The sequence below is a fragment of the Prevotella sp. DNF00663 genome, from assembly GCF_001553265.1.
In the GTDB taxonomy this organism is placed as follows: domain Bacteria; phylum Bacteroidota; class Bacteroidia; order Bacteroidales; family Bacteroidaceae; genus Prevotella.
Window position 1 is genome coordinate 1 of record NZ_KQ960633.1, and the last position, 22,186, is coordinate 22,186.

At 40.4% G+C, this 22,186-nt stretch carries 20 protein-coding genes and 1 pseudogene; 18 read left to right on the plus strand and 3 right to left on the minus strand.

Annotated features, from left to right (window positions below; all coding sequences use genetic code 11):
* Positions 1–46: 46 nt before the first annotated feature.
* The 5 genes and pseudogenes from HMPREF3034_RS07880 to HMPREF3034_RS07900 all read left to right on the plus strand — a co-directional run.
* Positions 47–1,102 (plus strand): annotated as a pseudogene (locus HMPREF3034_RS07880) (alpha-N-arabinofuranosidase); the annotation flags it as partial.
* A gap of 32 nt (positions 1,103–1,134) precedes the next feature.
* Entirely contained in the window at positions 1,135–3,156 is a 2,022-nt protein-coding gene (locus HMPREF3034_RS07885) for a transketolase family protein (RefSeq protein ID WP_062434605.1), read from the plus strand.
* A 96-nt stretch (positions 3,157–3,252) separates the two neighbouring features.
* On the plus strand, positions 3,253–3,693 hold the full coding sequence (gene rpiB, locus HMPREF3034_RS07890) for a ribose 5-phosphate isomerase B (RefSeq protein ID WP_036898592.1): 441 nt from the start codon (positions 3,253–3,255) through the stop codon (positions 3,691–3,693).
* A 107-nt stretch (positions 3,694–3,800) separates the two neighbouring features.
* Positions 3,801–4,679, plus strand: a complete 879-nt coding sequence (locus tag HMPREF3034_RS07895; RefSeq protein WP_062434608.1) for an FAD-dependent thymidylate synthase — start codon at positions 3,801–3,803, stop codon at positions 4,677–4,679.
* Between the two features lie 16 nt (positions 4,680–4,695).
* A complete protein-coding gene (locus HMPREF3034_RS07900) occupies positions 4,696–5,160 on the plus strand; it encodes a MaoC family dehydratase (protein ID WP_062434611.1) in 465 nt (154 codons plus the stop codon).
* Between the two features lie 108 nt (positions 5,161–5,268).
* Here HMPREF3034_RS07900 and HMPREF3034_RS12845 read toward each other — a convergent pair whose 3' ends face one another.
* Both HMPREF3034_RS12845 and HMPREF3034_RS07905 read right to left on the minus strand, forming a co-directional pair.
* Positions 5,269–5,439: a PG1828 family lipoprotein gene (locus HMPREF3034_RS12845; protein WP_197421747.1), complete on the minus strand. Its 171-nt coding sequence runs from the start codon at positions 5,437–5,439 to the stop codon at positions 5,269–5,271.
* Positions 5,440–5,644: 205 nt separating this feature from the next.
* Complete coding sequence (locus HMPREF3034_RS07905) at positions 5,645–6,604, minus strand: glycosyltransferase family 2 protein (protein WP_062434615.1); 960 nt, start codon at positions 6,602–6,604, stop codon at positions 5,645–5,647.
* 94 nt (positions 6,605–6,698) lie between these two features.
* Between HMPREF3034_RS07905 and HMPREF3034_RS07910 the strand changes: the two genes are divergently transcribed.
* A complete protein-coding gene (locus HMPREF3034_RS07910) occupies positions 6,699–7,592 on the plus strand; it encodes an RluA family pseudouridine synthase (RefSeq protein WP_062434623.1) in 894 nt (297 codons plus the stop codon).
* A gap of 12 nt (positions 7,593–7,604) precedes the next feature.
* On the plus strand, positions 7,605–7,760 hold the full coding sequence (locus HMPREF3034_RS12850) for a hypothetical protein (RefSeq protein WP_197421748.1): 156 nt from the start codon (positions 7,605–7,607) through the stop codon (positions 7,758–7,760).
* Here HMPREF3034_RS12850 and HMPREF3034_RS07915 read toward each other — a convergent pair.
* Complete coding sequence (locus tag HMPREF3034_RS07915) at positions 7,757–10,135, minus strand: TonB-dependent receptor (protein ID WP_062434650.1); 2,379 nt, start codon at positions 10,133–10,135, stop codon at positions 7,757–7,759. The two genes, HMPREF3034_RS12850 and HMPREF3034_RS07915, sit on opposite strands and share 4 nt — an antisense overlap.
* A 260-nt stretch (positions 10,136–10,395) precedes the next feature.
* On the opposite strand from HMPREF3034_RS07915, the gene HMPREF3034_RS07920 reads away from it, so the two are divergent.
* From HMPREF3034_RS07920 to mnmE, 11 genes are all read left to right on the plus strand, one after another.
* Positions 10,396–11,145, plus strand: a complete 750-nt coding sequence (locus tag HMPREF3034_RS07920) for an RNA methyltransferase (protein ID WP_036898603.1) — start codon at positions 10,396–10,398, stop codon at positions 11,143–11,145.
* A 1-nt stretch (position 11,146) separates the two neighbouring features.
* Positions 11,147–12,067, plus strand: a complete 921-nt coding sequence (locus HMPREF3034_RS07925; protein ID WP_062434639.1) for a hypothetical protein — start codon at positions 11,147–11,149, stop codon at positions 12,065–12,067.
* Positions 12,060–13,139, plus strand: coding sequence for a bifunctional histidinol-phosphatase/imidazoleglycerol-phosphate dehydratase HisB (gene hisB / locus HMPREF3034_RS07930; protein ID WP_062434641.1), 1,080 nt, complete (start codon positions 12,060–12,062; stop codon positions 13,137–13,139). Before HMPREF3034_RS07925 ends, hisB begins: the two co-directional genes overlap by 8 nt.
* Before the next feature lie 156 nt (positions 13,140–13,295).
* A complete protein-coding gene (gene rplU, locus HMPREF3034_RS07935) occupies positions 13,296–13,613 on the plus strand; it encodes a 50S ribosomal protein L21 (RefSeq protein ID WP_062434643.1) in 318 nt (105 codons plus the stop codon).
* A gap of 17 nt (positions 13,614–13,630) precedes the next feature.
* On the plus strand, positions 13,631–13,921 hold the full coding sequence (gene rpmA / locus HMPREF3034_RS07940) for a 50S ribosomal protein L27 (protein ID WP_036898614.1): 291 nt from the start codon (positions 13,631–13,633) through the stop codon (positions 13,919–13,921).
* Positions 13,922–14,075: 154 nt separating this feature from the next.
* The gene (gene serS / locus HMPREF3034_RS07945) at positions 14,076–15,365 is read left to right on the plus strand and encodes a serine--tRNA ligase (protein ID WP_036898617.1); all 1,290 of its coding nucleotides are present in this window, start codon (positions 14,076–14,078) and stop codon (positions 15,363–15,365) included.
* Positions 15,366–15,379: 14 nt separating this feature from the next.
* Positions 15,380–16,003 (plus strand): outer membrane beta-barrel protein, encoded by a 624-nt coding sequence (locus HMPREF3034_RS07950; protein WP_052052908.1) that lies wholly within the window; start codon positions 15,380–15,382, stop codon positions 16,001–16,003.
* 57 nt (positions 16,004–16,060) lie between these two features.
* Complete coding sequence (locus tag HMPREF3034_RS07955) at positions 16,061–18,409, plus strand: bifunctional dihydroorotate dehydrogenase B NAD binding subunit/NADPH-dependent glutamate synthase (RefSeq protein ID WP_036898620.1); 2,349 nt, start codon at positions 16,061–16,063, stop codon at positions 18,407–18,409.
* A gap of 13 nt (positions 18,410–18,422) precedes the next feature.
* Positions 18,423–19,559, plus strand: coding sequence for a hypothetical protein (locus HMPREF3034_RS07960; RefSeq protein WP_062434646.1), 1,137 nt, complete (start codon positions 18,423–18,425; stop codon positions 19,557–19,559).
* A gap of 11 nt (positions 19,560–19,570) precedes the next feature.
* On the plus strand, positions 19,571–20,449 hold the full coding sequence (locus tag HMPREF3034_RS07965; protein ID WP_036898626.1) for a nucleoside phosphorylase: 879 nt from the start codon (positions 19,571–19,573) through the stop codon (positions 20,447–20,449).
* A 3-nt stretch (positions 20,450–20,452) separates the two neighbouring features.
* The gene (gene mnmE / locus HMPREF3034_RS07970; RefSeq protein WP_052052910.1) at positions 20,453–21,826 is read left to right on the plus strand and encodes a tRNA uridine-5-carboxymethylaminomethyl(34) synthesis GTPase MnmE; all 1,374 of its coding nucleotides are present in this window, start codon (positions 20,453–20,455) and stop codon (positions 21,824–21,826) included.
* Positions 21,827–22,186: the final 360 nt, after the last annotated feature.

Sequence of the window (22,186 nt, forward strand, 5' to 3'; positions counted from 1 at the left end):
TTTTCTTACATAGGTCGGAAGAAAAAAGTTTTAGCGGACAGCAATAGATGCAAATACACCTATGGCAAACTTACGTCGTAAAAATGGCCGCGAGAGAGCATGGAACGTTAAATATCTAGGTATTGGTAACGAGAGTTGGGGATGCGGAGGTAACATGACACCGGAATACTACTCAGACTTATACCGCAGATATGCTGTTTACTGTAGAAACTTTGGCAATCATCAACTATATAAAGTAGCCTCAGGTGCCAGTGATTATGACTATAATTGGACAAAGGTCTTAATGAATAATGTCGGCAACAGAATGAACGGTATCTCCTTACATTTTTATACAGTAAAGACATGGGAAGGCAGTAAAGGTAGCGTTACAGTTTTCAATAACGACGAATATTACAAAACTTTAGGCAAATGCTTAGAAATTGAAGATGTCATCAAGAAGCATTGCGCCATCATGAACGAGAAAGATCCAGCTAAGAAAGTTGACCTATTAGTAGACGAATGGGGAACGTGGTGGGATGAAGAGCCCGGTACTATCAAGGGACACTTATACCAACAGAATACAATGCGTGATGCCTTTGTAGCTGCCCTCTCGTTAAATGTATTTCAAAGACATACGGATCGCATCAAGATGGCAAATATTGCGCAAGTTGTCAATGTATTGCAAAGCATGATATTAACAGACACAAAAGGTACAGGCCACATGGTACTGACACCTACCTATCATGTATTTAATATGTATAAGCCCTTCCAAGAAGCCACTTATCTCCCATCCGAAACCCTGTGTGATTCCATGATCGTATCGAACAATCACACAATTCCTACCATCAATACATCGGCTGCAAAAACCGCAGATGGTCAAATTGCAGTATCAATAGCCAATGTCGACCTAAATAAACAACAAGAAATTGAAATCAAGACCGACGGATACAAAGCAAAAAATGTCGTCGCTCAGATTCTTACATCGAAAAATATCACAGATTATAACGACTTCTCACACCCGGAAACCGTTAAACCAGCCACATTTAAAAACTTTTCTATACATAATGGGAGTATTAGAATGAAAATTCCGGCCAAATCAATTGTGGTTTTGAGAATTTCGTAGTATATTTGTCATATCAATCCAATCAATACAAAATGAACGACAAAACATTAATGAACCACGCAGCTGATAATATTCGTATATTAGCGGCATCAATGGTTGAAAAAGCTAATTCCGGTCATCCCGGTGGTGCCATGGGTGGTGCAGATTTCATCAATGTACTTTTCTCAGAATTTTTAGTTTATGATCCAGAAGACCCAACATGGACGGGACGGGATCGTTTCTTCCTAGATCCGGGGCACATGTCACCAATGCTCTATGCAGCTTTGGCACTCCAAGGTAAATTCACCATTGACGAATTAATGCAATTCCGCCAGTGGGGCTCCCCTACTCCGGGGCATCCAGAGCTAGACGTTAAGCGCGGAATAGAGAACTCATCAGGTCCATTAGGACAAGGTCATGCACTTGCTGCAGGAGCAGCTGTAGCCGAAAAGTTCTTGGAAGCTCGCCTTGGACATACAATGATGCAACATAAAGTATATGCTTATATCTCCGACGGCGGCATAGAAGAAGAGATTAGTCAAGGTGTTGGTAGAATTGCTGGCACGCTAGGACTGAATAATCTCATTATGTTCTACGATGCTAATGAGATACAGCTTTCTACCGAATATGCAGAAGTTTCGAGCGAAGATACAGAAGCTAAATACAAAGCATGGAATTGGAATGTCATCAAAATCAATGGTAATGATCCCGATGCTATTAGAGAAGCATTGACAATTGCCAATCAAGAAGATTCAAAACCAACTCTCATTATAGGTAAAACTGTCATGGGTAAAGGTGCTTTACAGAACGATGGTTCTAGCTATGAGCGCAATGTTAAGACTCACGGTGCCCCTCTTGGCGGTGTTGCTTATCGTAACACGATTAACAATCTTGGTGGAAATCCGGACAATCCTTTTATCGTTTTTGATGATGTTAAGGAATTGTATGCCAATCGCAAGAAACAGTTAAAGGAGATTGTAGCCATACGTAAACAAGCAGAAGCAGCATGGGCTGCAGCTAATCCTGATAAAGCTGCCATGATGAAAGAGTGGTTTTCTGGTAAAGCTCCACAAGTAGATTGGAGCAAACTAGAAGAGCCGAAAGCTGGAAGCGCGACACGTGTGGCTTCAGCAGCATGCTTAAAGGTTTTGGCACAGCAAGTTCCAAATATGATTTGTGCCTCAGCCGACTTATCTAATTCTGATAAGACAGATGGATTCTTAAAAGAAACCCACTCTATGAAGCACGGTGATTTCAGCGGAGCATTCTTCCAAGCAGGTGTATCAGAGTTGACTATGGCCGATATGTGTATCGGTATGATGCTTCATGGAGGCGTCATTACGGCTATGGGAACATTCTTTGTATTCTCTGACTATATGAAACCAGCCATTCGCCTAGCGGCATTGATGGGTACACCGGTTAAATTTATATGGTCGCACGATGCATTCCGTGTAGGCGAAGATGGACCGACTCATGAGCCAGTAGAGCAAGAAGCACAAATCCGTTTAATGGAGAAACTAAAGAATCATAAAGGACTTGACTCCGTTCGTGTATTCCGTCCAGCCGATGCCAAAGAAACAACTGTATGCTGGCAAATGGCAATGGAGAACATGTCTACACCTACAGCCCTTATCTTCTCACGCCAAGGCATAAACCCATTACCAGAAGGTACGAATTACGAAGAAGCACGCAAGGGAGCTTATATCGTTGCCAATAGTGATGAAGATTTCGATGTCGTACTTCTTGCATCGGGTTCTGAAGTCTCTACTTTGGTAGAAGGCAGCAACAAGCTAAAGCAAGATGGTATCAAAGTACGCATAGTAAGTGTACCATCCGAAGGCCTCTTCAGAAACCAATCTAAAGAGTATCAAGAAAGCATTTTGCCCACAGATGCGAAGAAATTTGGTATGACAGCAGGACTTCCCGTTACCTTAGAGGGCTTGGTCGGTGCTAATGGCAAAGTATTCGGATTGGAAAGCTTCGGTTTCTCAGCACCTTATAAGGTATTAGATGAGAAACTGGGATACACTGGTGAGAATGTATACAACCAAGTAAAGCAATTATTGGCTGAATAATTCAGTCATATACATATTATTAACCAATAATCAAGGAGAGCTCTAAAGGCTCATAACTTTGACAAGTTCTCCTTGAAATCTTAAAATTTCTAGCCTATGGAAGTAAAAAAGATTGGATTAGCTTGCGATCATGCAGGTTTTCCTTTGAAGAAATTCATTCTTGGATATCTTGAAGAAAAAGGTTATCCCGTTCAGGACTTTGGAACTTATAGTGATGAGAGTGTTGATTATCCAGACTTTGCTCATTCTTTGGCTGAAGCTATTGAAAGCGGTGAAGTATATCCGGGAATTGCTATCTGTGGAAGCGGCGAAGGCATGGCCATGACACTAAATAAACACCAAGGGGTACGTGCAGGACTTGCTTGGAATAAAGATATTGCACAATTAATCAGACAACACAACGATGCTAACGTATTAGTTCTGCCGGGAAGATTTATCGATAACAAGACGGCAGCGACTATCCTTGATGAATTTTTCAAGGCCACATTTGAAGGTGGAAGGCACGAAAGACGAGTAAATAAAATAGCTTGTAAATAATATGATCTACAATACTAGATCTTGAATATATTGGGCAAGGGTCGTATGGCTCTTGCCTTTTGCCAATATAATTGTATGATAATAATCCAACATCAAATCAATATATTATGAGAAGTCTATCTCCCACTTACGAGATATGGTATCAAGAAAGCGGTCTGAATGGGCTCTATAAGCAAATTGAACGTTGCGGACGCGTCTGTTATAAGAGCGAAGGTAATCGAACAGAGTCCTCTGCTAAGCCGTTTGTTGAACGAATGATTAAATCGCAACATACCGCAATGCTTGAACATGGTAGTGTTTATATGACAATGAGCCGCCAACAAGCAGAGAAATACATTTTAAACAAATTTTCTAAATGTAATTGTGAGGCTGAACAAGCTTTCATCACTACCAATCTACGAGTGCTTGCCGAGAATGGATGGATGGATGATTTAGCCTATATGGTTGAGCCAACTGACAAACATGAGAAGAGGATTACAGTCCACTTCACGACCCAAATATCTATTACACGAGAGTTCAACAGACATCGCGCCAACTCTATGGCAGAGCAATCCACTCGCTATTGTAATTATACTAAAGATAAATTTGGTAGTGAAATTACGGTCAATACACCGCACTGGGTAAAACAACAAGTCTCAGATGACATCAATAACACATTACTATCAGCAGACTTCAAACAACTTTGTAGCCAAGTCTCGTCGGAAGAAGCCATAGAAAATTGGACTCTTCTAGACAGTTGGCTCTTTGCCAATTTGGCCAGCGAGTTTGCTTATATGAACTTGATTCGTCTAGGTTGCAAGCCACAAGATGCAAGAGCTGTATTGCCGCTAGACACCAATACCGAACTCATTCATACTGCATTTACCTCTGACTGGAAACATTTTTTCAATCTTAGAGCACTTGGTACAACCGGTGCACCACATCCTGATGCACAGCAACTAGCCCAACCTCTCTACGAAGAATTCATAAAACTAGGACTTATATAAACCCAATCATACAACAATGGAGAAATTGATTATCAACTCTTATGAAGAGTTTGCAGCCCATTTGGGTGAGCAATTAGGTGTTTCCGAATGGTTACAAGTTGACCAACAGCGAATCAATATGTTTGCAGATGCCACGCTTGATCACCAATGGATACACATCAACGAAGCTAAAGCACAACAAGAGAGCCCATACAAAAGCACTATCGCTCACGGTTATCTTACGCTTTCATTACTTCCATACCTATGGGGACAAATCTGTGAAGTTAACAATCTAAAGATGATGGTCAACTATGGAATGGATAAAATGCGCTTTGGAGTTCCTGTTATAACAGGTTCTAGAGTTCGGCTCGTTGCCAATTTGGACAGCATAGAAAACCTAAGAGGTATCTGCAAAGCCGGTATTAAATTCAAAATAGAAATCGAAGGACAAGGCAAACCTGCCATTGAGGGCATTGCAACCTTCCTATATTACTTCAAGTAGCCTAAAATTAGGCTACTTTTTTTATTTCCAACAGTTATTTATAAACAAAAAAATGCCGCTGGACATAGTCCAGCGACAATCTCTCATTTTTCAATTCGAGCTAACGAATTACATAGCTGAGTCAGCAGCAGCAGTATCAGCAGCAGCAGTGTCAGCAGCAGCGCTATCAACCATAGTTGTATCAGAATCTGCGTTACCAGCAGGAGCTGCAGTCTTGTTACCACATGATGCGAAAGAGATAGCTGCGATAGCTACGAACATTAAAACTAATTTCTTCATTTTCTTTGCTTTTTAAATCTGTAAAACAATCATTTGTTTATTAAAACGATGCAAAGGTAAGTAATTTTTTGAAACACCGTCCTCTTTTTTCATCTTTTTTTATGTCCGTTTTGTAACTTTTTCATAAATCACTATATATCAAGCGATTACAGTTTGTAAAATTATGTTAAAGTCGCATCACATCATCTCTACAGATGGCAAACTACTAGATTATACCGGAAGATAGAAGTAGCATTCTACGCCCAAGAGGGTTAGAAATAAGTAATCTAAAGGCTGTATATTTCTTCGTATACTTATTGTCAGGTAACGGATAAAGCCCATGTGCACGCAATCGTTCAATGGCATCATTCAAATGACGTTCGCTATGTGTCGACTTAATTATCTGATACAGGTAATCCATTGTCAACTGTGCCACTCGCCTATTGAGGGCTATTCGCTCTGCAATCGGCAATATAGCGGCCTTAGTTTGTAACTTATATAAAACCGTCTCAGCATCTTCTATCCTCTTTGCCACATATCTATTATCTTTATTATTGGTAATAGAACCTTCCCGATTACGATAGAAATACGCCTTGGCATTGGTCACAAATACCTTTGAACATCGTAACATTAATAAGGGGGTAAACTCTTCATCCTCTTTTAAAGAACCAGCTGTAAACCGCAAATCTCCCAAAATAGTTCGACGAAATATATACCTCCACACCGCAGCTTTCAAGTTGTGATGAACCATATATTCGCTTCCAAAAACCGGTCCTTCATAACTAAAAGGCACATCAACATCCTCTTTACGTCCACTTTCAAACAACACCATATCGGGCGAATGATACCTTGCTATATCCAAACAATGTTCATAAGCTGTTCGTAGCAACTTATCGTCGCCATCTACAAACTGAATATAATGGCCCGTAGCAACTCGTATTCCCATATTTCGAGCTACAGACAAGCCTCCGTTCGCCTGCCTTATATAAATAATAGAATCACGATATTCTTCCAAACTGTCCAAAGCCAAAATATCCGAACCATCATCAACCACAATCACTTCCCTATCATCATTGCTCAACGACAAGGCCATGATACTCTCTATACATTCTTGTAACAGAGAGGGAGGAAGATTATAAGCAGGAATAATAAAACTGATTAAAGGTGTCTTTGGTTCTTGTATCATGTAGTTATGAGAAAATTGATTGTCATGCAAAGGTACATAAAAAGATTAAAGTGGCTTAAGCTATTATCATTATATTTTCGTACATTTGCAACCTATGAAGATCTATAAGCAGCAACATACAGGCGATTACACCAACTATGTCGTCAATCGGCAAGGCACTTTGTTGGAATGGCTCCTCGAAAACATTCCGGGAGAAAGCCGGAATAAAATCAAGGCGACTCTACAAGGAAGAGGGATTAAAGTTCAAGGGAAGATTGTTACACAATACAATTATCCTCTTCAGTCGGGAATGAAGGTGTCGGTCAGCAAAACCAAGAAGAATGTAACGTTCAAAAGTCGCTATATCAAGATTGTGTACGAAGATAGATATATCATTGTCATTGAGAAAAATATCGGCATACTCTCCATGGCTGCCGGCCATTCTTCGCTCAATGTAAAGACCGTACTAGACGACTATTTACAGCAGACACGCCAACACTGTACCGCCCATGTAGTTCATCGACTTGACAGAGACACTAGTGGACTCATGATTTATGCCAAAGATATTCAAACAGAACGATTGCTAGAAGAAGATTGGCACCATATCGTTTATGACCGACGCTATGTTGCTGTTGTCTCAGGTGAGATGATAGATGACGAGGGAACCGTCGAAAGTTGGCTTAAAGACAACCGAGCTTATATCACTTACTCATCTCCGGTAGATAATGGGGGCAAATATGCTGTGACTCATTATCATGTATTAGACCGTACAACAGCATATAGTTTAGTAGAGTACAAATTAGAAACTGGGCGTAAGAATCAAATCAGAGTCCACAGCGCTGATATTGGTTTTCCTGTTTGTGGAGACATAAAATACGGTAATGGCGACAATCCTTGTCAACGACTATGCCTCCATGCTTACATGCTATGTTTCTACCATCCCGTCACTCACCAGCGTATGGAGTTCGAGACTCCCATCCCCACGGCATTCCGTCAATTATTCAAATAAGACACAACACAAATGACTTCTACTTTCACCTATTATATATATGTATTGATAGCCATCATCGTTGGCTTCTTTGTGATAAAAAAAATCACCGGCTGTCTTATCAAGACCGTTATCGGAATTGCACTCATCGTAATCCTTGTTGCAATCTATTTTCTCTATTACGCTTAAAAGTCAAATCGGGCAGTAACATTGATTTGCCTTCCCGTCAAATAGTTCGGGACGGCGTATTGTTGTTGGGTTACATCAGTAATCCAATAGTAACTGTTTACATTGTTGATACCTAGTACATTCAAACATTCCATTCCGAGCCACACATCTTTCAAGAAACTTGAGCGCTCGGCCTTGACTCTATCCCATAAACAATAGTTCAGGCCAATGTCGGCTCTCCTATATGCAGAGGCTCTAAAAGCATAACGGTCCAGTTCTTGATGCGGAGCAAAAAAAGGAAGTCCATCTGAAAAAGCCAGCCTTAGACTCATCTTCCACCTATCACTTCCCGGAAAATAATCAGTAAAATAGAGGTTTAGCGCATAGCGACAATCCGATGGAAGCGGAATACTTTTCCCATTCAGTTTCATACTTGTGTTCATCAACGACACATTCAACCAAGAATCTGTACCCGGCACAAACTCTCCATACACACCGACTTCTACTCCTGCTGTATGTCCTGATGAGACATTATCTCCATAATAAATAACTTTCATATTATTCACGGAATATGGTATCAAGTTGCTCAAAGCCTTGTAATAGGCCTCTGCGGTCAACTTATATCGCCTACTTTTAATATGGAAGCGATAGTCATAGCCTAGAATAAAATGGATAGAGCGCTGACTTTTAATATTCCTATTCAACGTTGCATAGTTTGTTCCGTCTACAGTATTCGTATCTCTCAGCTCTTTATAAAAAGGAGCTTGATAGTAAATGCCCGTCGCAAACCTCAGCGTAGTATTCTCACTGTAGGCCGGAATAACACCTAAGGATATACGTGGACTCATAATTGTCTCACGATTGAAATTCCAATGACTTATTCGAACACCGTAATTCAGTGTAAAGAGGCTATGCCCACCAGCACTCGTAAACCTGTAAGTATTTTGCAAGTACGCCTCTACTCTATTAGCATCCAAAGCATTATTGGCTTTCATCGAATATATCATCTTCAAATCTTTACCGATATGAGGTATGCTATACCCGGCCGAATCTCTCATTTCATATTCAGTAGACTGCTCTTCTATATGTTCTTGCTTAAATTGTAATCCTGCTTCAAAAGCATGCTTTTGCGTTTTATGGGTCATTTTCAGCAACAAGCTCCTTACATTTGCTTTCAAGTAGTTTCGTGAATGTTCAAAATAAGTACCCACTGCGAGGTTCTCACTCGTCTCAGTCTGATTTAGCCAATATTGACCTTGAATATCGTATTTCTCTTGTTCGTGCGTATAATATGCCGACCCTAGCAATGTCACTTTTGTTTTTGATCCCAATATTCCTGATATTCCGATACTACCGAAATAAGTCGTAAATCGGTCTTTCTCGTGTCCGTCGAAATACACCTTAAACTTTTTCACATTATCAATTGTTCCAAAAGCAGTTTCCCTATCTTCCGGTTCAAAGTTATAATGATTGTCCGATATATTACCAAGGATATTGATTTCCCAGTTTTTAGAAGGTTGATAGCTTAAATAAGTCTGATAGTCTAGATAGCTTGGACGATATTCTCCATTCGTCTCCAACGTACCTAAAAGGTAACGAGAGGTTTTATACCTCACACTATTCAGCCAAGATATTTTCTTCGTTGCCATTCCTAGATATGCGCTTCCTCCCAGCATACTTGCAGAGACAGTACCTTCCAACGCTCCGGGCGACAGTCTTTTATAATTGATATCAAGCACCGAAGACATCTTATCTCCATATTTGGCAGTAAATCCACCGGCCGAAAATGCAATCTTATCCACCATATAAGGATTGATAATAGACAATCCCTCCTGCTGTCCACTCCGCACCAAGAAAGGGCGAAATATCTCTATACCTTCTATATATACACTGTTTTCATTAAAGTTTCCACCTCTCACATTGTATTGGGACGAAAGTTCATCGTGTGACGTAACACCAGCTTGCGTCTGAATCAAATTCTCCACCGCATTGCCACTAGCCGAGGGTATCGTCTTCAAATCTTTTGCTTTCAAATCGCGTACTTGTCCGGTCTCTATCTTCTGTCCTTGCACTTGCACTTCGGCCAATGTATTGTCAGAATATAGAACCACTTGCAAAGTCTGCTTACCTTTTGGGTGACGAAGCACACGTGTTTTTGTCTTATACCCTACTGTAGAAAACTTCACAACGACAGAATCTTCAGTCATCAGAGTCAGCTGGAATTCCCCATTGATAGAAGTCATCGTTATCTTCCCCTGCTTTGGCACAGCGACCGTGGCAAAAGGCAATGCCTTCATCTCTCCATCAGTCACCTTCCCTTTCAAAATGAAGCTCTGTCCCATGCCATAAATGACATGAAATATCAGTATAGTCAAAAAGATTACTTTCCGTATCATGCTCTTATAACGTTTCATTCCGTATAATATTACATCAGCATCTTTCCTTATCGACACTTCATCCCCATCTATTCGTATTACTGCAAAGTTTATACAGCATTACTGTCTGCACCTTGCAACAATGCTGTTTGTTATCAGCAACCCTACTGTAGAATCTTGGCAGTAAATCCATCCATGTGGTAAAAAGATATAATAATGATATAGGCAGCTTATAAATTCGATTTTAATTGTTACTTTTGCAATAGACAACTATTACAAAAATGATTAGTAAGGCTAAAATAAAATACATTAAATCTCTAGAGCACAAGAAGTTCCGGAAGGCAGAGCAAGTCTTTGTTGCAGAAGGCCCAAAAGTGATTGGAGACATGATGCAGACCACAAGCCCTAAGATAATTGTTGCTGTAAAGGATTGGTTTGATAAGCATCACGTGCCAACAGATACGGAACGCATCACTGTAACCGAAGAGGAACTTGCAAAAACAAGTTTCTTACAGCATCCGCAGGAAGTTCTTGCCGTTTTTCCGATTCAGCCCTTCACGGCAATGGCAACAAATGAATTAACAGGGTTGGAAATTGCCCTAGATGGCGTACAAGACCCCGGTAACCTAGGCACCATTATTCGTATTGCCGATTGGTTTGGTATCGAAAACATCTATTGTAGTACAGATACTGTCGACGCCTTTGGACCCAAAACTGTCCAAGCCACTATGGGAAGCTTATCACGAGTAACAGTTACCTATGGCGACTTGACTTCACGCCTCACCTCACTCCCCCCCACAACTCCCATTTATGGCACGCTACTTGATGGAGACAACCTTTACGAACAACCATTGGAACCAAAAGGAGTCATCGTTATGGGCAATGAGGGAAACGGAATATCACCACAAATCAAAAAATTAATCAATAGAAAATTATTCATACCCAACTTTCCTAAGGGTAGGAAAACTGCTGATAGTTTAAATGTAGCGATTGCAACAGCTATCGTTTGCGCAGAATTTAGGAGAAGATAATATGAGAAACGAAGATTTATATAAGAGTAGAAGTTTCGCAGGTTGTATCAAATCAGCCTGCGACATGGTAGTCACCAATCCTATTAAAATATTGAAAGCCACTTGGCTTCCAACCATCATACTAGCCATAGCAGAGACATTCATCATGTTGACTTATATACCTGATATGACCATCACACAATTTGGCTTCTCCTACCCTGCCCTCACACTCACACTAATGGCTCTATGTTGGATACTATCGGTTATTGCTTCCATTTGGTTTATCAGCAGTATTTACAGATTGGTCAACGGCCAAAGTTTCAAAGAGACATGTAAGCGCAGCGCTATTATCACCATATTCTACTCCATCGTTTGTATCTTGATAGGCTCTACACTTGCATATGGTTCTCCCGCTTTTGCCACATTTCTCATCAAGCACAAGTTAATGGCAGCCCCCACAGCCATTACCGGTAGTTACCTTACTGCCACCATATTGGCGATTGCAATTATTGCAGCTCTCCTCCCAGCTGTCTACTCCGGCACAGAATATCTGGTAGAAAAAGAAACTTCATGGAGAAACATTCTTGGTACAGGCTATAAAAGAGGATGGAAACATTGGGGGTTTCTCTTCACAACTAACCTGATGACACTGATTACTGCTACATGTTTTGGCTTTTTATGCCTGTTACCACTGCTAATTATTGGCGGAGCGCAGACTGCCAATCAATTAGGAATGCTTAACGGCGACCCCAATGGCGCTCCTTCCTACTTCCGTTGGTTGCTCATTGCGACGTCAATCATCACCCTAACTTTCATGAACTATATCTTCCTATGGGGATGTATGGTCAATTATTACGCAATGGGTTCCATCAACCAACGCGAAGAGGAGAAAGCAGCAGCTAAAAGCAACACAACTGATAATATGCCATTGATATATGAATAAGAAACAAAGAATACTCTTTATAGACAGAGACGGCACACTGATAGAAGAACCTGCCGACGAACAAATTGACAGTTTCGACAAACTCAGATTCTGTAAAGGAGTCTTTAAAAACCTCGGCTTTATACGCCAACAGCTAGATTTCCTCTTCGTTATGGTAAGTAACCAAGATGGCTTAGGCACTGATTCTTATCCCGAAGAAACTTTTTGGCCAACCCATCATTTCGTCCTGCAAACGCTTGAAGGAGAAGGAATAACTTTCGACGACATTAAGATTGACCGGCATTTCCCGGAAGATAACTCACCCATGCGTAAACCGGGAACGGGTATGTTGCAAGAATATATGAACCAAGCTAAGTTTGATTTAGCCAACAGCTACGTCATTGGTGACCGAGAGACCGACCGTCAGCTGGCAGAAAATCTTGGTTGTAAAGCGCTCATTCTGAATCAAGACGGAATGACATGGGATAAAATCGCTGAATTATTATTTGCCGGTGAACGTATTGCAGAGGTAAGACGGACTACCAAAGAGACGGATATCTACGTGAAAACAAACTTAGATGGAACCGGAAAATGTGACATCTCTACAGGCTTAGGATTTTTCGACCACATGCTCGAACAGATTGGAAAGCATGGCATGATAGACCTTACGATACATACAAAAGGAGATTTACAGGTAGACGAACATCACACGATTGAAGATACCGCAATATGTTTGGGAGAATGTATCTTACAAGCACTCGGCAACAAACGGGGCATCGAACGCTACGGATATTGCCTACCAATGGACGATTGCCTTTGTCAAGTAGCTCTCGACTTCGGTGGACGCCCATGGTTAGTATGGGAAGCAGAATTCCACAGAGAGAAAGTTGGAGAGATGCCTACCGAGATGTTCCTACACTTTTTCAAAAGTTTAAGCGATGCCGCCAAGATGAATTTAAACATTAAAGCGGAGGGAACCAATGAGCATCACAAAATAGAAGGCATATTCAAAGCATTGGCTAGAGCTTTAAAAATGGCTATCAAAAGAGATATATATCACTATGAGCTCCCCTCGACTAAGGGTTCCTTATAGTGTTAATATATTATAAATCATAACAAACTATTAGTTTTTACATATTCCTCTCATAGGAATTTAGTAACTTTGTGGCCAATTTAGTCCGTGGAGGCTTAGTAAAGTGTCGACAAATATGTCGAACGCCTTACGGAGAAACCGTTTAATATATAAATAATGTACGCAATTGTAGAAATTAACGGTCAGCAGTTCAAGGCAGAACAGGGCAAGAAGCTCTTCGTTCATCACATCAAGGATGCTGAAGCTGGTAAGACTGTTGAATTCGACAAAGTTCTGCTCGTAGACAACGACGGAGCAGTGACTGTCGGTGCACCTACTGTAAGTGGTGCGAAAGTAGTAGTTGAAGTTGTGACCCCTCTCGTAAAGGGTGACAAGGTTATCGTTTTCAAAATGAAGCGTCGCAAAGATGCTCGCAAGCGCAACGGTCACCGTGCACAATTCACAGAAGTAGAAATCAAATCAATTAACGCTTAACACAGGAGGAACAAACAATGGCACATAAAAAAGGTGTAGGTAGTTCTAAGAACGGACGCGAATCAGCTTCTCAGCGATTAGGTGTAAAGATTTGGGGTGGTCAGAAAATCAACGCAGGTAACATTATCGTTCGCCAGCGCGGTACAAAACATAATCCCGGTGAGAATGTGGCAATCGGTAAAGATGACACATTGTACGCTTTGACAGACGGAGTTGTTTACTTCCGCAAGGGACGTAAGAACAAAAGTACTGTTTCTGTGCTGTCACCCGAAGCTTATGCTGAAGTAACAAAAAAGGCTGAAGCTTAAAACAACAAAAAAATTATTCCAAACAAACAATAGAATGCCAATCTCTTCACAGGGATTGGCATTCTGCTTTTTTGTGGATATTCATTACTCTGAAAGAAATATTTTTAGTATATTTGCCAACAATATCGTATAATCAAAAAACTAATAAAAGCATATGCTTACACTTAAACTCATCAGTGAAGAAACTGAACGTGTAATAAAAGGTTTGGAGAAAAAAAACTTCGAAGGTGCTCAAAAAATCATTGAAGATGTATTAGCCATTGACAAACGTCGTCGCGAAGCACAACAAAAGTTAGATTCCAATAAACAACAAGCCAATTTACTATCTAAACAAATTGGCGGTTTAATGAAAGAAGGAAAAGCTGAAGAAGCTAAATCAATAAAGGCTAAAGTCGCAGAATTCAAAGAAACAGATAAGCAGTTACAAGAAGAGATGGAAACTGCACAGCAAGAACTTACTAATTTACTGCTTTCTATTCCTAACATTCCAAACGAAGATGTGCCGGAAGGTAAAGACGCATCTGACAATGTCGTCGTCAGAGAAGGTGGTATCAAGCCGGAACTCAAGTCTGAAGCATTATGCCACTGGGATATTTGTAAAAAGTATAATTTGGTAGATTTTGATCTTGGCGTAAAGATAACCGGTGCTGGCTTCCCAGTCTATATAGGCAAGATGGCTCGTCTGCAAAGGGCATTGGAAGCATTCTTCCTTGACGAAGCACGCAAGAGTGGCTATTTGGAAATACAACCTCCTTATGTTGTAAACGAAGCATCAGGCTATGGTACCGGCCAGTTACCAGACAAGGAAGGCCAAATGTACCACGCCAATTTGGATAACTTGTATTTGATTCCTACTGCCGAAGTTCCTGTAACCAACATCTTTAGAGATGTCATTTTGGATGAAAGCAGCCTTCCTATCAAGCGCTGTGCCTACTCAGCTTGTTTCCGTAGAGAAGCAGGATCTTATGGTAAGGACGTGCGTGGTTTGAATCGTTTGCATCAATTTGACAAAGTCGAGATTGTGCGTATTGACACCCCGGAACATTCCTATGAATCTTTGAACGAGATGCTCGTTCATGTAGAAGGACTTTTACAGAAACTAGAACTCCCCTATCATATACTACGTCTATGTGGAGGAGACATGAGTTTCACCTCAGCTATATGCTATGACTTTGAAGTATGGAGTGCGGCACAACAACGTTGGCTGGAAGTTTCTTCTGTGTCTAACTTTGAAAGCTACCAGGCTAATCGCTTGAAGTGTCGCTATCGCCGTGCAGCCGACAAGAAAACAGAACTTTGCCATACCCTAAACGGTTCTGCATTGGCTTTACCAAGAATTGTTGCGTCCATCTTGGAAAACAATCAGACTCCAGAAGGAGTACGAATTCCGAAAGTCCTTGTCCCTTATTGCGGTTTTGAAATACTTGACGATAAAAACTTCTAAAGCTTTTTGACTGCATGAAACATAAAACTATCTTGGCTATCTGCCTTCTTCTCACTTCAGTTGGCTCTTTTGCCCAACATGCTGTTGGTGTTACAACCATCAAACCGTATGTAGGATTGAGCTATGCTTCCATGTTCAACGGCGACCTTGATTTCAGGAAAGGGATGATCGTGGGGGTTGATTTTGAAAAGAGGATAGCCAAGTGGCTTTCCATTAGCGCAGGAGCTGCATATGCTCCATTAGGTGGCAAATATAATGACAGCAATGACAAAAGTTTCATTTGGAAGCACGACTATCTTACATTTCCTGTCACAGCAAATTTCTATCCTGTAAAGGGTTTAGCATTTAAAACAGGCTTACAGGCAGGACTAAGCATCAGAAACAGACAAGAAAGTATTGGTAACAGTACTCTCATAATGAAAGACATGGAAGGAAGTCTAAAACCATACGACTTGTCAATACCTGTTGCTATTTCATACGAACTATACAATATTGTACTAGATGTACGTTGGAACATCGGTATCATAGACATCGGTTCAAGCAATCCATGGACTGGCAATCTCTATATGCATAATTCACATCTTGGGGGAGCTAACTTTGCCTATTTATTTACAATAGGCTATCAGTTTGAATTATAATCAGCCGTTGCTTTAACAGCAACTAACCCGATATTCTATTAATACACCATAATTCACATGAACAAGATTATTTATAAGGAGCAATACTCTGAGAAGGTATTTAGATTTGATATTGAAGCACCACTTATTGCTAAAAGTAGAAAGGCGGGCAATTTCATTATTGTACGTGTAGACAACAAGAGTGAGCGAATGCCTCTTACCATTGCTGATGCTGACATTAGTAAAGGAACTATTACACTGGTCATCCAAAAAGTAGGCTTATCGTCTACCAAATTATGTAATCTAGAAGTTGGAGACTATGTGGCAGATGTAGTCGGTCCATTGGGAAATCCTACTCATATTGAGAATTTTGGTACTGTCGTATGTGCAGGAGGTGGAGTCGGTGTAGCTCCAATGTTACCCATAATTAGAGCATTAAAAGCCGCTGGTAATCGAGTACTCTCTGTCTTGGCTGGAAGAAGTAAAGACTTAATCATCATGGAAGATGAAGTAAGAGCATCATCCGACGAGACCATCATCATGACCGATGATGGAAGCTATGGTGAGAAAGGTGTCGTGACAGTAGGTATAGAGAGACTCTTGAATCAAGAGCATGTGGATAAAGTCTTTGCTATAGGGCCTCCTATCATGATGAAATTCTGCTGTTTACTCACGCAGAAATATAATATACCTACCGATGTATCACTGAATACAATCATGGTTGACGGTACTGGCATGTGCGGAGCATGTAGGTTAACCATTGGCGGAAAAACTAAATTCGTTTGTATTGACGGCCCCGAATTTGATGGCGCACTGGTGGATTGGGACGAGATGTTCAAACGTATGGGAACGTTCAAGGATTCTGAAAAAGACGAAATGGAACATTACCAAGAGCACTTGTTTGGCAACTCAACAGAATCTATAACAGAGACTACGGATATTACAATGGATCAGGCTCCTACAGAAGATTCTATGGAAGTATTGACAGATAGGAATGCCGAATGGAGAAAGAACTTAAGAACTTCTTTAAAAGCAAAAGAGCGCACACAAATTGAGCGTGTAAAAATGCCAGAGCTAGATCCTGTGTATCGAGCTACGACTAGATTAGAGGAAGTAAACATTGGCCTAACTAAAGAAATGGCATTAACAGAGGCAAAACGTTGTCTAGACTGTGCAAAGCCCACTTGTGTAGAAGGCTGTCCGGTAAAAATCAATATACCATCATTTATCAAAAATATTGAACGTGGTCAATTCCTTGCTGCAGCTAAGGTGTTGAAAGACACCTCTGCCCTACCAGCAGTATGCGGCCGTGTATGTCCTCAAGAGAAACAATGTGAAAGCAAATGTATTCACCTCAAGATGAATGAGCCGGCTGTAGCTATAGGATATTTGGAACGTTTTGCAGCAGACTATGAACGTCAAAGTGGTCAAATGTCTATACCGGAGCTTGCACCGTCAAATGGCATCAAAGTGGCAGTTATTGGCTCTGGTCCATCAGGCTTAAGCTTTGCCGGTGATATGGTAAAACGCGGCTTTGAAGTTTATGTATTTGAAGCTTTACATGAAATAGGTGGTGTATTAAAATATGGTATCCCGGAATTCAGACTTCCAAATCACATTGTAGATGTCGAGATTGAGAACTTAAGAAAGATGGGAGTACACTTCCAAACAGACTGTATCATAGGTAAAACAATCTCTATCGAGCAGTTGGAACAACAAGGATTCAAGGGCATTTATGTGGCTTCAGGTGCTGGGCTACCAAATTTTATGGATATTCCGGGAGAAAATGCAATCAATATCATGTCAAGTAATGAGTACTTGACACGTGTAAATTTGATGGATGCTGCCAATCCCACTACTGATACACCTATCAATCTCGGCAAGCATGTACTCGTCGTTGGTGGTGGAAATACCGCAATGGATTCATGTCGTACAGCTAAACGTCTAGGCGCAGATGTCACACTTGTGTACAGACGTTCGGAAGCTGAGATGCCTGCTCGATTGGAAGAGGTAAAACATGCTAAAGAAGAAGGTATCAATTTCCTAACTTTACACAATCCTATAGAATATTTGACTGATGAGAATGGAGCTGTAAAAGCTGCCGTATTGCAAGTAATGAAATTGGGAGAACCGGATAGTAGCGGACGTTGTCGTCCAGAACCTATTCCGAGAGAAACTAGAACCATAGAAGTTGACCAAGTGATTGTAGCTGTTGGTGTCAGCCCTAATCCACTAGTCCCCAAAAGTATCTCCGGCCTAGAGTTGGGCAGAAAGAATACTATCGTTGTCAATGAAGATATGCAATCTAGCAGACCTGAGCTGTATGCTGGTGGGGATATTGTACGCGGAGGTGCTACTGTAATCCTCGCAATGGGTGATGGAAGAAAGGCCGCTGCAGGAATGAGTGCTCAACTCATAGCTAACTAAAAGCATTTATCAGATGATTTTTAACAAAATTTACACGACAAAATATCTATCTCTGCTTATTCTTGTTTTTCTGGGCACACACAATATATATGCTCAGAAAAAGAGAAAGCATGTCCGCCCAACGCCTCAAAAAGAAATAACACATACGCAATCACCTTTGGAAACGATGCCGATTGCCAAAGTTATGTTTGTAGATAGCATTGTTGTTGATTTCAAAGATTTCATCCAGCAGATTCCCTTAAACCCAGAATCCGGCACACTCTTATCGTACAATAAATTTTTCTCGACAACGGATGAGTCAGTAAAGACCGTTCACATCAATGAATTCGGTAACCACTGTTACTATGCAAAAGGAGACTCCATAGCCAGTCGTCTTTATACGCAAGATAAATTAGGGGATACTTGGACTAATGAACATGTATTAGAAGAGATTCCATCTAGTTATCAGTCTATCAATTATCCTTTCATGTGCACCGATGGAATTACACTTTTCTTTGCAGCTAAAGGTGGAAACAGTATTGGAGGATATGATGTCTTTATGACTAGACATAATAATAATGATGGCCATTTCTATACACCAGAGAATTATGGATTACCATACAATTCAGAATTCAACGATTATCTCATAGCTATAGACGACATTGACTCTCTAGGATGGCTAGTTACAGACCGTCATCAACCAGAAGGGAAAGTATGCATCTATACATTTGTACCAACAACTTCTCGCATCAATATAGATACAGAACAATTCAATAAAGATGAAAGAATGGGCTATGCTCAACTTAATAGCATAGAAAAAACATGGACTTTTGGAGATAGGGCGAATGCTCTCGAACGTATAAAAAAAATAAAAACAAGATTACAAAATCAACAGATAGTTGCAAATGACATCGCTTTTGTCATCAACGATAATGTGACCTATCACTCTATCAATGATTTCAAATCACAGGAAAACAAAAATTTATTCCAACAATTAGTTCAATTAAAGAAGGAATATCTAGCTAACACCCTATTACTTGAAAGTCAAGTTAATAAGAACAAAATTGATAGTAATCTACAAGATTTAGAAAAGAGATGTATCCAATCTCACCAAGAAATTCATGCATTAGAGAAAAAAATAAGAAATACAGAAAACCTTTTAATTAAATAAACAGAATTATTATGGACACACAGAAATACTTTGCAGAGTCTGAACTCATCATTAACTCTGATGGTAGTATATTCCATCTACATCTCAAACCTGAACAACTAGCAGATAAGGTAATTTTAGTTGGTGACCCGGGACGAGTGCAATTAGTAGCCTCATTCTTCCAATCAAAAGAATGTGAAATATCTAATCGCGAATTTCACTCCGTCACCGGAAGTTATAATAACAAACGAATCACAGTTCTTAGTACAGGTATCGGATGTGACAATATAGACATTGTAGTAAACGAACTAGATGCTTTAGCAAACATTGATTTCGAGAGTAGAACCGAAAAACTCAATAAGCGCCAATTAACTCTGATAAGAATTGGAACTTGTGGAGGCTTACAGCCAAACACTCCAGTAGGTACATATATTGCTAGCGTCAAGAGTATCGGATTCGACGGATTACTAAACTTCTATGCAGGCCGCAATGAAGTTTGCGACTTAGAGTTTGAAGCAGCTTTCAAAAAGCACATGAACTGGAATCCCCTATTATGCGCCCCCTACGTCATTGATAATAATGCCGAGCTAGTAGAACGGATAGCCGGCATAGAAATGGTACGCGGTGTAACAATTGCCTGCGGTGGTTTCTTTGGTCCTCAAGGACGTGAATTACGCATTCCACTAGCCGACCCAAAACAAAATGGAAAGATAGAATCTTTCGAATATAATAACTATAAGATTACTAACTTTGAAATGGAAAGCAGTGCACTAGCAGGTTTATCTAGACTCATGGGGCATCAAGCAATGACCTGCTGTATGGTTATAGCAAACAGATTGGCCAAACAAAGCAATACTAATTATAAGAATAGTATTGATGGACTAATCAAACTTGTCTTAGAACGTATTTAATTGATGAATCAAGAAATTTTGAATCCACTTTCTGACCATTCAACCATCTGTGCACTCGCAACCCCTCCCGGTGGTGCCATCGGAGTTATTAGACTCTCCGGACCAGATGCTATCACTATTACACAGACTCTTTTCCGTAGCCATACGGGAAAGAGTTTGTCATCAGCAAAAGCCAACACTATCCACTATGGAGAAATTATTGATAATGAGGGGAAAACCATTGATGATGTATTAGTCAGCATCTTTCGTGCCCCACATTCATATACAGGAGAAGATAGCGTAGAGATTTCATGTCATGGTAGCCGATATATCCTACAAACCGTATTAACTTTGCTCTCTTCTAATGGTTGCCGACCAGCACAACCGGGAGAATATACCCAACGTGCATTCCTCAATGGCAAGATGGATTTGAGTCAGGCTGAAGCCGTCGCTGATTTGGTTTCTGCCAGCAATGCAGCCAGTCATAAGCTAGCAATCAGTCAATTAAAAGGGAATTTCAGTAGTAAACTACAGATATTAAGAGAGCAACTTTTAAAGATGACATCGCTAATTGAGCTGGAATTGGACTTTAGCGATCAGGATGTAGATTTCGCCAATCGCAATGAACTGCTACAATTGGCAAAGGATATAGATACTCATATTACAGCTTTAGCACGTTCTTTCAAAGCTGGTCTCGCTATTAAACAAGGAATTCCTGTAGCTATTATCGGCAAAACCAATGTTGGAAAAAGTACATTACTCAATCGACTCCTACATGAAGATAAAGCTATTGTCAGTGATATCCACGGAACTACACGTGATGTTATCGAAGATACAGTAGACATACATGGCATTACATTCCGATTTATAGATACCGCTGGCATTCGGCAAACACGAGACACGGTAGAACAACTAGGCATCAAACGAACTTATCAAAAACTGGAAGAATCCTCTATCATTATTTGGTTGTTCGACCAACAACCAAGTGAGGAAGAATTACAAAGCATATACACACAAACAGAAAGGAAGAAATTGATACTGGTTCACAATAAGGTTGACCTCTCTCCTACCGTTAATGTAAGAAATGCCATACACATCAGTGCTAAGCAAGGAAACAATATAGAGCAACTAGAGAATGAACTTTATAAAGCTGCTGGTATCCCAGAAATTACAGAAAACGATGTAATTGTCACCAATGCACGCCATTATGAAGCACTAACAATGGCACATGAAAGCATCAACCGTGTCATTAATAACTTGGAAGAAAATGTTAGTGGCGACTTATTAAGCGAAGACCTTCGAATATGTCTAGACCAACTGGCCGATATCACCGGAGGACAAATCACCACCAACGAGGTACTCGGAACCATATTCAGCCATTTTTGCATCGGTAAGTAGGATGCAATAAATAACCATTACCAACCATCACTATTGATAGCGTAAAGCCCCTAAATAAAGGACTTTACGCTTTTTCTTTGTTATCAATACCGATTGATAATACCCTTTGTTTACTCCATTTTTGTACCGCATTTGTAACTTGGGCTCTCGTCTCAGGCTTGTGCCATCATCTACGAAATGATATTGAAGGCACTTTTGAGACGCATTGAGACAATGACGAAATGTCATTGATTGCCCAAATGAGAATTGGTGAGAAAATGCGAGATGCCATGAGACAGTCTCGGAGAGTAATAATAATAAAATTAAGCAAGTATACGCGAGTTCGGGAAAAAAAAGCATTTAAAAAGTTGGTAATCTCGC